The organism is Boudabousia marimammalium (assembly GCF_001936115.1).
Classification (GTDB): Bacteria; Actinomycetota; Actinomycetes; order Actinomycetales; family Actinomycetaceae; genus Boudabousia; species Boudabousia marimammalium.
The window spans coordinates 139187-152871 of sequence record NZ_MPDM01000005.1 but is presented as its reverse complement, the minus strand read 5'-3'; the positions used below and the strand labels follow the sequence as shown (position 1 = coordinate 152871).

The following is a 13685-nucleotide window of genomic DNA, read 5'->3' as shown; positions in this document are numbered from 1 at the left end:
CCTCTCGCACCCTCATGCCTGAGCAAAGCCTGTGTCGCAAAATGCAACAGTGTGCCGCAAAATCACCCCAAAAACAGCACTTTGCAACACACCACCTCAAACACTAATCCTTTTAACGGTTTCCCGGCTTGCTGGTAAAGTGATGAAAATGAAAAAGATCATCAACCTGTTGCGGGTAACGACGTTAATTTTGGGCACTTTGACAGTCATCTTTGGAGTTACTGGGACAGTTTATTCCTGGCAAGGTACTCCCTCACATATGCTGAACGCTCTGACGAGTTCTTTCGCAATGTTCAGTCTGGCTGCGCTACTCGCATTGATACTGTTGACGAAACCTTCCAAGAAGAAGTGAAACTATTTCGACACAATCGTGACAGTATCAGTCGCGCCTTGCCGCCTTGTAAAGCACCAAAGACATAAAACGAGGATGCGAGAGAAATCCACTGCTCTCAGTTAAAGAGATGGGGTTCTACTCCCGCGATTAAGGTTTTTTGAACTGCGGCTGAGGGCACCATCTCTTTCTTCTATTCGCCAAGAACGTCGTAATAAACCCACATGAGGATGAAATCTGCGTCCTCCGACAATGTATTTCACCCGCTGTGTCGCAAAATGCAACAGTGTGCCGCAAAATCACCCCAAAAACAGCACTTTGCAACACACCGCTGCTCCACACAGCGAAGCCTGAGTAAAACCAGTGTAAGAAATCCCGAAAGCTGTGTGATAAGCGCCTTTACACTAACTAATGTTTGGGACGAAAACCGGTTGAGAAAGCCTAAGTGTCGATAAGTGCATCTGGGCGGTATGCTCTCAGGTCTACGATTTGGTCACAGGCTTGCGCTAGTTCGAAATCATGGGTGGAAATGATTACGAGGGCGCCGCGATTACGTTCATTTAACAGTAGTTCTTGCAGAATGAAAGTTGATTAGCGCCCCGTGAGACGATTTCTGTTTTCAAAACCCCATCAGTGGCAGAAAGTTGATAAATCTCTAAATCATGTTTGACGCCAAAATCCAGCAATGATTCGTTGATTTGGTGGGCAGGTAGCTGTGAAGTTTGAAAGTTGATAAACCCAGTAGTGTCTGCCCCTAAAGGTAGCGCGTTCTCTATTTGCATACCATTTAGATACGCGATACAAATCACGACGATACCTAAAAATACGGCACCCAAATTTATTAACCGCTTCACAACTACCCGCCGACCATTCTCTAGGTTGAGGATACTTTTCGGCAGTACCCCACCCCTGTATCTCTACATTCTTTCTATCGATCAGCTAGTTACTTAGACTTCTCGATTCCGGGAGCAACAATCTGTATCGCCGGATAATTCTCACCGTTACACGTAAAGCCGTCGGGAAGTTTAGCAAAGGAAGGTCCGCTAAACTTTTCTCCGACTTTTACGACGGTTTCACCAACTGTGATGGATTTTCCAGCAGCGTCAGCAGTACCGTCTTCACTGAAAACAATCAGCTGATTGTCACTAGTGAACGGGCAAGCCTGATCTTTCCCGACAACAATCTTGCCCAGCTCATATTCAGCCAGCATGGAGTTGTGTGCTTTATGCGGTTCCAGCTTTGGTAACGGATATGAAGCAGAGCTACATGCTGAGAGAGACAGTGCTGCCAAAGTCAGCACGGTAAACGAAACCAGTTTGACTCCCATGATTTCTCCTCTCAGGGTAGCTAGTTCGCGCTGAGTTCGGCCTGATTTGCCAGCTCAACTTTGAACAAGGAAGGGTCCAAGACTGAACTATTACCGGGCAAGGCCAGCATGGCTTCCGCTTCCGAATTCTTTTCTACAGCCAATGAAACAGTGTTGTTCATTGAATCGATTGAGGCCGCGACCAAGTCTTTACCGTGCAATACCTCTATCGCCTTATCTCTGTGCGATTCCAATTCGGTAATGGAATAGTTGACGTCAACAACTTTGATTAAAGCAGGATTGTCTCTCACAATAGCGTCAATTGCAGAAATTCTAGAAATGCTACTTGGATCGACCACAAATAGCTTCACCATCTGTCGGTCATAGGACAATGCCACACCCCCAAACAAATCGGGGTATTGTGCAACTTCCCCACCCAGTCTCTCAATCAGTCGATCGACTTCCGGTGAAGCCTCGCCATGCCACAATCGTTCTTGACCCATTTCTACAGGCTGTGCCTTGGGTGTAGCAACAGCATTACCAGCAACCATTGGTAATGCGACCAATGCGGGCACAGCTAAAAGTACAACCGCACTTGCAATAATAACCTTCTGGTTCATGGTTTCTCCTTTGAAACTATCAGGTAAAAGCACTTCTCAAATCGATAGAAAAATGCTTATACAACAACAATACCCTAATTGCAAGCCCAAAACCATGAGTTTACCTGTCACAATTAGGGCTATAGGACAAACTGTGGTGGTGTGGAATGCGTCCTTGTGGTTGGGCAGTTCTGGTGTGAAGGGACTGTGATGAGTCGGAAAACTGGGGGTTGGTGTTTGAAGGTTTTGTGCTACTGCTGTGGCGTGTCCGAGGGTCGTGCCAGTGCTGTGAGGAGTGGTGTAAGGGCGTTCTCGCTGTGATCTTTTCCAGCCCGCTGGCTACTCTGTCCACTGGCTGCTCTGCCTACTGTTCATGGAGTGTGTGGGAAAACGTATTTTGTACTAGATAATTTCTAGTACAAAACGCAAAATCCCACACAGTCCGAATGCGCCACCGCAGTTACGTATGAGTTATTCACAAAAACAGGGGTAAAACCGACCATTTCAGCAAATAAGTCATACATAAACGGTGATGTGGGTGGTTTTTCAGTATTTATGTATGAGTTTTTTACCCAAACAGGGGTAAAACGGGCTGTTTCAGCAAAAAACTCATACGTAAACGGTGCGGGTGGCTGGGTGGGACTGTAGTGCGTTAAGGGTGCGGGCACCCCGCACCACAGCAAGGGAAACCAAGCACAACAACACCCAATGTCCTATAGCCCCACAATTAGGTTTAGTTGATTTGCTTTCCCCAGAAGCATTTAGTCCCTATCCTGCTCCTTAAACCACATCAGTTGGTGAAGGCGCGGCAGGTAGCAGCCGGTAGTTCATCCGTACCGGCCTGCCAGTAGCAGTCTCGTAGATGTGCCCGGAGGCGTCCGCAGCGAAGACGCGGTGGCGGGAACGCGCTCTGGCAGCTTCAGCTTCCGCAACCTGACGAAGCATCTGCTCCGCCCGCTCCACGCGGGCTTCGAGCTCCAGAATCCGGCGGATTCCCTCCAGATTAATGCCTTCTTCTTGGGACATGTACTGCACGCGACGCAAAATTGTAATGTCGCGTTGCGTGTAGCGGCGCCCTCGACCGCGAGTGCGCCGCGGGGTGACCAGTCCCAGTCGATCGTATTGGCGCAGAGTCTGTGGATGCATTCCGGCCAGCTCAGCTGCCACCGAGATCACATAGGTTGTTTCAGCCACGGACTCTTTCACCTCCTCGTTAAGTCAAAGCGCGGAGCTAAGCCGGTGCGGCTAGCTCCACGCCACCATTGTATTACTGCGCTGCCAAGTCGAACAGGTCTGCCCGCGGGTCATTTCCCGCCATCGCCTGCGCATACTGCTCTACAGCTGCCCGGGCGGCATCGTTGAGCTCGGCGGGAACCTGCACCTGGATTTCCACGAACATGTGTCCGGTCCTCAGCTTTGAACGTTTCAGGCCACGGCCTCGCAAACGCAGGCGCGTGCCCGAGACAGTCCCGGCGGGAACCTTCACCGTCACGGAGCTGCCATCCACCATGGGCACCTTCATTTTGGTGCCGAGGATGGCTTCATCGAAACTCACCGGGACACGAGCGATCACATCGTCACCCTCAATGGAGAAGACGGGATGCTCAGCAACCTGGATTTTGATAATCAAATCCCCGGCCGGTCCCCCGTTTTGTCCGGGACGTCCCTTGCCGGCCAGTTTGATTTTCTGGCCATCATGCACGCCCGCTGGGATACGGGTTTTTACGGTGCGTCCTTCAACTTTCAGGGTCAAGGTGGTGCCTTCGAAAGCCTGCCTGAAGCTCAGCGTAGTGGAGGCGTTCAGATCTGCACCGCGCCCGGCGGTGGGACCGAAGCCACCAAAGCCTGCGCTGCCGCGGCCGCGACCGCTCGCAGCCCCAAACATAGAGCCGAGGATGTCATCAAAGTTGGCCCCGCCGGCCCCGCCGCCAGTTCCGAAATTGACGTACTGGGCGTTTTGCCCACCGCCAAACATTCCTCCGAAGAGATCTTCGAAGCCGCCCGATGCGCCATTTGCACCAGTTGCGAAGCGGGCTCCACCGCCCGCCATCTGACGGATCGCATCGTACTGCTTGCGCTCTTTTGGGTCAGATAGCACCTGGTAGGCTTCACCAATCTCCTTGAACTTCTCTTCCGCGGCTTTATCACCGGGGTTCTTATCGGGATGGTATTTGCGGGCGAGTTTACGATACGCTTTTTTGATTTCGTCTTCGCTTGCCGTTTTGGAAACGCCTAGGACCGCGTAGAAGTCCTTATCGAACCATTCTTGTGCGCTCATTGTTACTCCCCCTTTCTAGTTAAAAGTGTTTTCACTGTGTCTGTCTTTATCTTTACCTGACTCAGGCTGGATTGTGGACGATTACGCGGGCGGGCCGCAAGATTCTGTCACCGATCCGGTAGCCGGGCTGCAGGACCTGGACGATAGTGGTTTCTTCCACCTCGTCGGAAGGTTCCGCCATCAGGGCCTCATGTAGATTCGGGTCGAAGAGTTCCCCGACGCCACCGTAAATCTCTAGGTTCATCCGGTTGGCGAGGGCTTCCTCGATCTTCTTCACAATCGCGGCGAAGGGGCCTTCTTCAAGCTGTCCGTGTTCCCGGGCGGCATGCACGTCATCGAGGGCAGGAAGCAGCGCTTCTACGACCTCGGCCTGTCCGTTTTGCCGGTGGGTGGGGATTTCTCCCTTAGTGCGGCGCACATAGTTGTTGTATTCCTGCTGCACATTGTAGGTGTCAGCTTGCGCGCGGGCGAGGAGGTCCTCCAGTTCCGCGATACGCGCCTGGGCTGTTTCCAGCGGGTCAGGGGCGCTGTCGGCGGGAGCGTCCTCACCGTCCATGCCTTCCCCCGCTTCCGCTTCCTTCGGGCTGGGGGCATCGCTCGGCGTCTGCTCGGCGGCTTGTTCAGCCAGCCATTCCTCGGCCTGGTCCCCAATCGGGGTTTCTTCGGGGTTATTCGGGTTGGTCATGGTTTCTCCTTTTCGCTGAGTTAGGTGAGCGGCAGGGGCCGAGGACGTGTGTAGTGTCCTCGGCCCCAATCTTAGTTCACACTGCGTGGGGTGCCACGAGGTGATCTATTCTGCTCACTTTTCTTCGTCGTCTACGATTTCAGCGTCGACAACATCATCCTCAGCGGCGGCCTGCTCGGCGCCACCAGCCTGGGCTTCTTCCGCCTGAGCGGCTGCGTAGATGGCCTGGCCGATCTTCTGAGACTTCTCATTGAGCTCATCCAGGGCGGACTTCACCTTTTCGGTGTCATCCCCCTCAAGGGCGTCCTTGACGGCCTGGTTGGCTTCGCGGACCTCAGTGACTAGCTCATCGGAGAGCTTGTCCTCATTCTCCTTGAGTAGCTTGTCAATGGAGTATGCGGTCTGCTCCGCGAGGTTACGGGTTTCAGCTTCTTCACGACGCTGCTTATCTTCGGCGGCGTGCTCTTCAGCTTCCTTCACCATGCGGTCGATGTCTTCCTTGCCCAGTCCGGAGCCACCGGTGATAGTCATGGACTGTTCCTTACCGGTGCCCTTATCCTTCGCGGAGACGTGGACGATACCGTTCGCGTCAATGTCGAAGGTGACCTCAATCTGCGGCATGCCGCGCGGGGCGGGAGCAATCCCGGTCAGTTCGAAGTTACCCAGCGGCTTATTGTCGCGAGCGAACTCACGCTCACCCTGGTAAATCTGGATCATCACAGAAGGCTGGTTATCTTCTGCGGTGGAGAAGATTTCGGACTTCTTGGTGGGGATAGCGGTGTTACGCTCAATCAGCTTCGTCATGAAGCCACCCTTGGTTTCAATACCGAGGGAGAGCGGGGTCACGTCAATCAGCAGGACGTCCTTACGGTCACCCTGGATAACGCCAGCTTGCAAAGCAGCGCCCACAGCAACGACCTCATCGGGGTTCACGCCCTTGTTGGGTTCCTTGCCGCCGGTCAGTTCCTTCACGACCTCAGTCACGGCCGGCATACGGGTGGAGCCACCCACCAGCACGACGTGGTCAATGTCGGAGACCTTGATGCCGGCGTCAGCGATTACCGCACGGAACGGCTTCTTGGTGCGCTCCAACAGGTCCGCGGTCATTTCTTCGAACTTGGCGCGGCTGAGGCTTTCTTCCAAGTTAACCGGGCCGTCCTCGTTCATGGCGACGAACTGCAGGGAGATGTTGGTGGACGAAGCTGAGGACAGTTCCTTCTTGGCCTGCTCAGCGGCTTCACGCAGACGCTGCATGGTCATCTTGTTGTCGGAGACGTCCACACCGGACTGTTCCTTAATCTGCTTGACCAGCCATTCCATGATGCGCTGATCCCAGTCATCACCACCGAGGCGGTTGTCACCGTTGGTGGCGCGCACCTGAATGGTGGAGAAGCCATCTTCGGGGTCCTTGCCAACTTCCAGCAAGGAGACGTCGAAGGTACCGCCACCGAGGTCGAAGACGAGGATGAGTTCGTCTTCCTTGCCTTTTTCCAGGCCGTAGGCCAAAGCTGCGGCGGTCGGCTCATTCACAATCCGGAGCACGTTCAGACCAGCGATCTGTCCGGCATCCTTGGTGGCCTGACGCTCAGCGTCGTTGAAGTAGGCGGGAACGGTAATGACCGCGTCGGTCACGGTGTCACCGAGGTAGGCTTCCGCGTCACGCTTCAGCTTGCCGAGGATGCGGGCGGAGATTTCCTGCGGAGTGTAGTTCTTGTCGTCGACTTTGAAAGTCCAGTCGGTGCCCATGTGGCGCTTGACTGAGGAAATGGTGCGGTCAACATTGGTGACTGCCTGGTTTTTGGCGACGGAGCCAACTAGGACGTCACCGGACTTGGAGAAGGCGACCACCGACGGGGTGGTGCGGGTGCCTTCTGCGTTAGCAATAATGGTGGGCTCGCCACCTTCGAGAACAGCCAGGGCTGAGTTTGTTGTACCTAAGTCGATACCAACTGCGCGTGCCATAATTTTCTCCTTATTTTCTTCTTCTAAGCTATCTGGACTCTTGGCAACTGATTGCCATATTGAGCCGAACACGCTCAACTTTAATAGTTGAGTCTACTATTGTCAAGTTTAAGATAGTGATTCTTGAGTCACAGTGACTCAACTTTGGTTTTCTGATTATCTGGAAAGGAAAGGAGATATCTTACAGACCAAAGATTCCTGACTTCCCCCTTTTTTGCTGTAAAAATGTATTCATGAGTTCCGTATTTATCTCGCTCACCGCCATCGTGCTAGTAGCAACGATCGCCCCCGTGATTTCATTCCTGGTCCCCCGCAACCTGCTCCCCGAATCTGTCCTACTGGTAGTCGGCGGCATCATCATTGGCCCTGCCATGCTAGGCATTGGACACATGGGACACGAAATTGAGCTACTGCGTGAACTCGGCCTCGGCTTCCTCTTTCTTCTGGCCGGTTTTGAAGTGGACGTACACGGACTCAAAGGACGCTCCGGCAGACTAGCATCTGGCGCTTGGATGATCAGTGCGCTGCTGGCTCTTCTAGTCACCGTCTTTATGCCCGGCGTAACAGTATTCTCCGCTGAAGGCTTCGCCGTAGCGATCGCCATGACAGCAACCGCCCTCGGCGCCCTCCTGCCCATCTTGCGTGACCGCAATATGCTGGAAAGCAAGATCGGGAAAGCCATTATTAATCACGGCACCATGGGTGAGCTTTTCCCGATTCTCGCAATGGCCATCTTGCTGGGGGTACGGAACACGGTTGTTAATGCGGTAGTCGTGATTATCTTCCTCGCTATCGCCATCGTGATTGGCCTCATCCCCCGTAAAGCCCAAGCGGTCGGCAACAGGCTCATCGACATTATTCATTTCGGCGCAGAATCCACCGCCCAAACCACGGTACGCCTCACCGTGCTACTGCTGGTCATTTTGATTACCGTAGCCACCATCTTCAAACTTGACGTGGTCCTCGGCGCCTTCGCCGCCGGATTCATTGTTCGTCAAGCCCTCCCGAAGGGACGGCGCGAGCTCGAAGAAAAACTAGACGGCATCGGATACGGTTTCCTCATCCCCATCTTCTTCGTCACCACCGGCATGTCTTTGGAGCTGGACGGCGTTATCCAGAACCCCTGGTTCGCCCTCATCTTCGTTGGACTCCTCATGGTGGTGCGCGGCACCCCAGTTTTCCTTGCCGCCTTCTTGGAGCTGGATTCCGCACCCCTGACCCGGTTCAGGCAGGCATTGCGCATCGCCACGTATTCTTCGACCTCCCTGCCCATGATTGTGGCGGTCACACATGTGGCCGTCAGCTCTGGCGTGATGGAACCGGCGACGGCCTCCACTCTGGTGATTGGCGGTGCCGCCTCTGTCCTCATCATGCCACTGCTGGGCTCCCTGCTGGACTCCCATAAAGACATGGAAAAATCCGATGACACCAAGGTGCGGTCGGCGGAGCAGAAAGCTCACGAAGCTAAAGAAGCCATGGAATCGACCCGCAAAATTATGCGCGAAGCGGCCGTCGCTCAGCTGGAGGCATCCTCGGTTGACCCGGACACCCTCGATGAGGAAACCCGCGAGACCGCCCTTAAACGCCGCGAAGAACTAGCCGATATGGTCAAACATGCGCAGGTCGTGACTGAGGCATTGGCACTGAAAGCCTCACAGGTCTTCCCCGGCTCAGACTGGGAAGCTATCGCGCAGCGCCTCAACTTGGAACGCCGCGCGGTCATTGAGCAGCTGTTCCACCACTTACAAGACGACGTGGACCTGCATGAGACCTGGAAGACTTTGTCTGAGGACGAGGATGAAATGGTCATCAGCAGCGACCTAGTCATCAGGTATTTGGATCGCTTGCAACCACCGGAGAGTGGTTCAGAAGTATGTGCGATTGAGGATGGAGATGCTGCACAGGTACCCGAATCTCCACAAAGCCAGCCCACGGCAGAGTAGACTACTTTCTACATCTCATCATTTGGAGGAACACATGAGCATTGAACTTGTTACCGACGCCAGCCCTGAGCTAGTCGACGCTTTTGCCCGACTCATCCCGCAGCTATCATCTTCGGCTCAGCCGCTGGGCTACGACGGTATTGATCAGCTCCTTGACCAGCCTGACGTTTACCTCTTCATTGCCCGCGATGAGCCGGACTACACGACTGCCGGCCCGGAGGTTGACACCACCCAGCCCGGCCAGATCCTGGGAATGCTCACCCTCGTCACTTTCCATATTCCCACTGGCATGCGCGGCTGGATTGAGGATGTTGTCGTGGACGAAACTGCCCGCGGGAAGGGACTGGGTCGCGCTTTGATTGAAGAATCTGTCGCTTTCGCGAAAGAAATCGGCTGCAAGACAGTGGATTTGACTTCCCGTCCTAGCCGTGAGGCGGCGAACCGCCTCTACCAGTCCTGCGGTTTTGAAAAGCGTGAAACTAACGTCTACCGCCACTGAAAGAGGATTAGCTCGGGTGGCCCCAGAATGGGCCGCCGGCTGATTACTTTCCGGCAGTAGCGCGGGATTGTCGCGGCCACCAATATTGTCAGCCGCCGCCCACCAAATACGGTTAGACAGTGGCGCGGTGGAGGGCCGCGATTCCGCCGGTGAGGTTGCGGTACTCCACTGCCTTCCAGCCTGCCTCAACTAGCAGAGCCCCCAGCTTCTCTTGGTTCGGCCACTGCATAATCGAGTTCGCTAAGTACACGTAAGCGGAATCATTGCTCTGCAACAGGGAAGACATCTTCTGCATGAGCGTACCCATGTAGAAGTGGTAGAGCTTCCGGAAAGGCTTCCAGGTCGGCTCAGAGAATTCGCAAATCACGATGCGACCACCAGGCTTGGTGACGCGACGCATTTCCTGTAGCGCTTTCATCGTGTCATCCACGTTACGCAGTCCGAAACTAATGGTGACTGCGTCGAAAGTATCATCAGCGAAAGGTAAGGCGGTCGCATTACCGGCCACGAACTGGATCTCTGGGTGGAGTTTCTTGCCCTGCTCCATCATGCCGAGGGAAATATCGCAGGCAATCACGGTGGCACCTGATTTTGCTAGCGCCGCCGAGGACGTACCGGTACCGGCCGCCAGATCCAAAATCAACTGTCCCGCTTCAGGCTGCAGAGCCTGGTAGGTGGCGTGACGCCAAGCCCGGTCCATCCCGAGGGACATAACATCATTGGTAATATCGTAGTGCGCCGCCACGGAGTCAAACATTTCCGCGACGCGGTGCGGGGATTTATCAACAGGCTTATCGGCTGCGTAATCAGTCATTTATTCTCCTCATAGTCTGGAATAAGGATAACCGCCCGCCGCGCCCTTTGCCTAATCACGGTAGAATTACCGCTTGTGAATACTGGAACTAATTCTTCTTCCCCCGCCCCGCAGCTGACTTGGCATGCGTGCATTGTGGCCGCCCCTGAAACAGCTTACGGATCCGCCTCACACCCGCAGGGCATGGCGCAACCGTGGGGACGGTGGGCCCTCAGCTTTGTCCCAGCAGACCGGCGGCCGCTAGCTTGGATTGGGCGCGGGCCTTGCCTGGTGGGGTGGGACGAGGGAGCCTCCTTCACAGGCACGCTAGTATCGGCGAGCCGCTCCTACCGAAACTGGGCGAAAAATACCCCGCTGCATTGGAACCGGCCCGGCGAAACCACTGACGCTCCTACGGTCGCGCCTGAGCTAGCAGATTTCAAACTACCGGAAACTGAATCAGATCCCCTCGCCCCGCAGCCGGCCGATTTGGAGCAGATTCTGTTTGGCTTAGGTTCTTTCCCCTTTGCGGGCGGGGACGGCCAAATCACCGTCCCGGCGGTTGCACTGATCGGTCTGCCCTATCTGAGGACCTGCCTGCTGTGGCGTTCAGATTTCACTGCTGAAGCTGAGCACATCTTGCGGCTGGCGGAAGCAGGCGACCCCTCCCCCTCGGCCCCAGAGGAAGAACTGGACGGAAGTGACTGGAAACATCTGGGCGGCACTGTCCCCCGTGAGACTTGGCTGAATCAACTGAGCGCAGGAATCAAGCGACTGCAACACGGTGAAGCCACCAAGTTCGTGATGGCGCGCGATGAGATTTGGCGGTCGTCCCAGCCGGTGCCGGTGAAACAGGTCCTGCACCGGCTGATTAGCCGTGACGACCAGGAAGGCCAGCAGGTTTCCGCCTGGGCTTTTGCGATCGGAAATCAGGTGGGCGCCAGCCCAGAGGTCCTCGCACGAACGCAGCGCGGAGAATTCGCCTGCCGGATTCTGGCGGGCACCACTCTACCCGGATACGGCCCAGAGCTCTTCGACGATCCGAAAGAGGTCCGTGAGCATCAAGTTGCCCGCGACTCGGTAATGGAGCTGCTCACGCAAGCCGGTGTCACCGATGTGCAGGCCAGTGAGCCTTCGATTCTGTCTTTACCGAATGTGGATCATCTCCAGTCGGTGGTTACCGGACAGGTTTCCGACCTAGTTGATTCCGCGACTATTACTGAGGTATTCCACCCCACCGCCGCGATTTGCGGCATGCCCCGACAGGTTGCCATGCAGCTGATTTCTCAGCTGGAAGGGATGGAACGTGGCGATTTCACTGGTCCGGTCGGAATAATTGCCCCGAACGGGGATGGGCAGTGGAATATTGCTTTGCGTTGCGCGCAGACTCTAACTGAAGACGGCGTAAGCGACCCCGATTCTGCGCAGATTAAAGCCTGGCGTTTGCTGGCGGGGGCAGGCATCCTGCCAGCTTCCGACCCAGCCCGCGAATGGGACGAGATGGGCCGGAAGATGCAGCTGATGCGTAAGGCCCTCCGGATTGAGTGACTACTCTGCCCCGAGTAGCTCTCCTTGAATCTCAAGGCGCTTACCATCACGAGCCACCTGCAAAGTGGCCGTGTCACCAGGAGCGTAGTAGCGGACGTGACCGATCAGGTTGGAGGAATCCACGACCGGTTTCCCATCAATGGAGAGGATGACATCGCCAGCTCGCAGGCCAGCGGCCAAGAACTTAGAGGTGGGTTCAACCTCGCTGACTACTGCACCAGTTAGACGGGCATCACCCACCTGCGCATATCCGGCTTTCACCTTTACCCCGATAAGCGCATGCTTGACCTCCCCCTTACTGATGAGTTCGGCACTCACGCGCTTAGCTAGGTCAATCGGAATGGCAAAACCCAAACCAATGGAACCGGCCTGCTGCTGGTCGGATGAAGAAATCGACATGATTGATGAGTTAATTCCGATTACTCGGCCCTGCGCATCGAAGAGCGGGCCACCCGAGTTACCGGGGTTAATGGAGGCATCCACCTGGATTGCATTGGTGAAAACCGCGCCGCCAGCTTGGTTAAAAATCTGCTTATCTGAAACCACAGTAGGACGCTCCAGTGCGGAAATAATGCCCGTAGTCATAGTTGATTTCAGACCTAGCGGAGCACCAATCGCTGCGACCTGCTGACCAACTTCCAGATTACTGGAGCTACCTAGACGGGCGATCGTCAAATCCTTCGGGGCATCAACCAGCTGGATTACCGCTAGATCAGTAGTCACATCCACGCCCACCAGTTTGGCTTGGTAGATACGGGAATCTTCCAGTGTCACCAAAAGCTTTCCACCTTCGGCGGCGCTGGAGCGGGCCACCACGTGATAGTTAGTCAAAATGTGTGCTTGATCGTCGATAATGACGCCTGATCCGGTGCCTCCCTCGCCGCTACCAGAGACTGCTTGGATTAGCACTACGGAGCGTCCCACCGCTTCATTAACTGCTTTCCAGTCAGCGGTCGCGGCCTGAGAATCCACCACGGGTGCAACTTCTGCAGTGGTTGCGGCGGGCGGGGTATTGACCACGCGCGGACCATTGCCCAGCAGGTTCACCGACCAGAGCCCACCCAGGGTGAACGCCATGGTCACGATGGCAACTAAGAAGGAGATTGCAACAACGCCACCCCAGCTAGGTCCGCGGTGACGCGAAGCCGTCATTACCGGTGTGCTTTGCTGATAGTGGGGGGCAGGCGGTGAATAAAGATTATCTCCTTCTGCTACCAGCTTTGGGTTCGCTGGACCGTAACTAGGTTGTGGGGCGAAGGCGGATTCGGGGTGCTGTCCGGCCGGCTGGGCAGCTTGTTGTCCCGTCTGCGGAGAGTACTGCTGTGGCCCCGCCGTTGCAGGTACCTCACCGGAGGTCGCGGGAGCCTGCGAAAATACCGGTTTAAAACCAGGCATCTGTAGCGGTTCTTCTTCACTCTCTACCTGGGCGACAGGTTCAGAGCGTTCTGCGGGAACCGCAGTAGCGCTAGGTCCGTCACCAAACAGACTGGATCGGGTCGGGCCAGTGTAGTGGCGCCGGAGGGTAGCCGCCTGGTTTTCTAGCTGTGAAGCAGAAGTATTTTCACCGTTGGGGGCCGTACCAGAGTTATCTGCATTATCACCCATTGGGGCATAGGGGTTGAACGGCAAGTTCTCTTCGTTCATGACTTTCTTTCTCCAAACCCTACTAATCGTTAGTTACAGTTTTGTGACTTTTCGCTTATCAGTGTTACATGATTGTTACATTTCAGCTACTGCGGCT

At 55.2% G+C, this 13685-nt stretch carries 12 protein-coding genes; 4 read left to right on the top strand and 8 right to left on the bottom strand.

Going from position 1 to position 13685, the window contains the following annotated elements; translation table 11 throughout:
* Nucleotides 1-31 precede the first annotated feature (31 nt).
* Nucleotides 32-352, top strand: coding sequence for a hypothetical protein (locus BM477_RS08475; RefSeq protein ID WP_222842283.1), 321 nt, complete (start codon nucleotides 32-34; stop codon nucleotides 350-352).
* Between the two features lie 922 nt (nucleotides 353-1274).
* On the opposite strand, the gene BM477_RS05980 is transcribed toward BM477_RS08475, so the two are convergent.
* From BM477_RS05980 to dnaK, 6 genes are all read right to left on the bottom strand, one after another.
* On the bottom strand, nucleotides 1275-1658 hold the full coding sequence (locus tag BM477_RS05980; protein ID WP_075361750.1) for a hypothetical protein: 384 nt from the start codon (nucleotides 1656-1658) through the stop codon (nucleotides 1275-1277).
* 20 nt (nucleotides 1659-1678) lie between these two features.
* Nucleotides 1679-2257: a hypothetical protein gene (locus tag BM477_RS05975; RefSeq protein WP_075361749.1), complete on the bottom strand. Its 579-nt coding sequence runs from the start codon at nucleotides 2255-2257 to the stop codon at nucleotides 1679-1681.
* Nucleotides 2258-3016: 759 nt separating this feature from the next.
* Nucleotides 3017-3430, bottom strand: coding sequence for a heat shock protein transcriptional repressor HspR (locus BM477_RS05970; protein ID WP_084543766.1), 414 nt, complete (start codon nucleotides 3428-3430; stop codon nucleotides 3017-3019).
* Between the two features lie 73 nt (nucleotides 3431-3503).
* Nucleotides 3504-4514, bottom strand: a complete 1011-nt coding sequence (locus BM477_RS05965) for a DnaJ C-terminal domain-containing protein (RefSeq protein WP_075361748.1) — start codon at nucleotides 4512-4514, stop codon at nucleotides 3504-3506.
* A 61-nt stretch (nucleotides 4515-4575) separates the two neighbouring features.
* Nucleotides 4576-5199 (bottom strand): nucleotide exchange factor GrpE, encoded by a 624-nt coding sequence (locus tag BM477_RS05960; RefSeq protein ID WP_075361747.1) that lies wholly within the window; start codon nucleotides 5197-5199, stop codon nucleotides 4576-4578.
* A gap of 114 nt (nucleotides 5200-5313) precedes the next feature.
* Nucleotides 5314-7161 carry a molecular chaperone DnaK gene (dnaK, locus tag BM477_RS05955; protein WP_075361746.1) on the bottom strand — a complete coding sequence of 616 codons (1848 nt, stop codon included), beginning with the start codon at nucleotides 7159-7161 and terminating at the stop codon, nucleotides 5314-5316.
* A 233-nt stretch (nucleotides 7162-7394) separates the two neighbouring features.
* Here dnaK and BM477_RS05950 point away from each other — a divergent pair, with 233 nt between their 5' ends.
* Together BM477_RS05950 and BM477_RS05945 are read left to right on the top strand one after the other, a co-directional pair.
* Nucleotides 7395-9104, top strand: a complete 1710-nt coding sequence (locus BM477_RS05950; RefSeq protein ID WP_075361745.1) for a cation:proton antiporter — start codon at nucleotides 7395-7397, stop codon at nucleotides 9102-9104.
* Nucleotides 9105-9138: 34 nt separating this feature from the next.
* Complete coding sequence (locus tag BM477_RS05945) at nucleotides 9139-9603, top strand: GNAT family N-acetyltransferase (RefSeq protein WP_075361744.1); 465 nt, start codon at nucleotides 9139-9141, stop codon at nucleotides 9601-9603.
* A 112-nt stretch (nucleotides 9604-9715) separates the two neighbouring features.
* On the opposite strand, the gene BM477_RS05940 is transcribed toward BM477_RS05945, so the two are convergent.
* Entirely contained in the window at nucleotides 9716-10417 is a 702-nt protein-coding gene (locus tag BM477_RS05940) for a demethylmenaquinone methyltransferase (RefSeq protein WP_075361743.1), read from the bottom strand.
* 75 nt (nucleotides 10418-10492) lie between these two features.
* Here BM477_RS05940 and BM477_RS05935 point away from each other — a divergent pair, with 75 nt between their 5' ends.
* The gene (locus tag BM477_RS05935; RefSeq protein ID WP_075361742.1) at nucleotides 10493-11944 is read left to right on the top strand and encodes a chorismate-binding protein; all 1452 of its coding nucleotides are present in this window, start codon (nucleotides 10493-10495) and stop codon (nucleotides 11942-11944) included.
* Here the strand turns inward: BM477_RS05935 and BM477_RS05930 are convergent, their stop codons facing one another.
* Nucleotides 11945-13588: a S1C family serine protease gene (locus BM477_RS05930; protein WP_075361741.1), complete on the bottom strand. Its 1644-nt coding sequence runs from the start codon at nucleotides 13586-13588 to the stop codon at nucleotides 11945-11947.
* Nucleotides 13589-13685 lie beyond the last annotated feature (97 nt).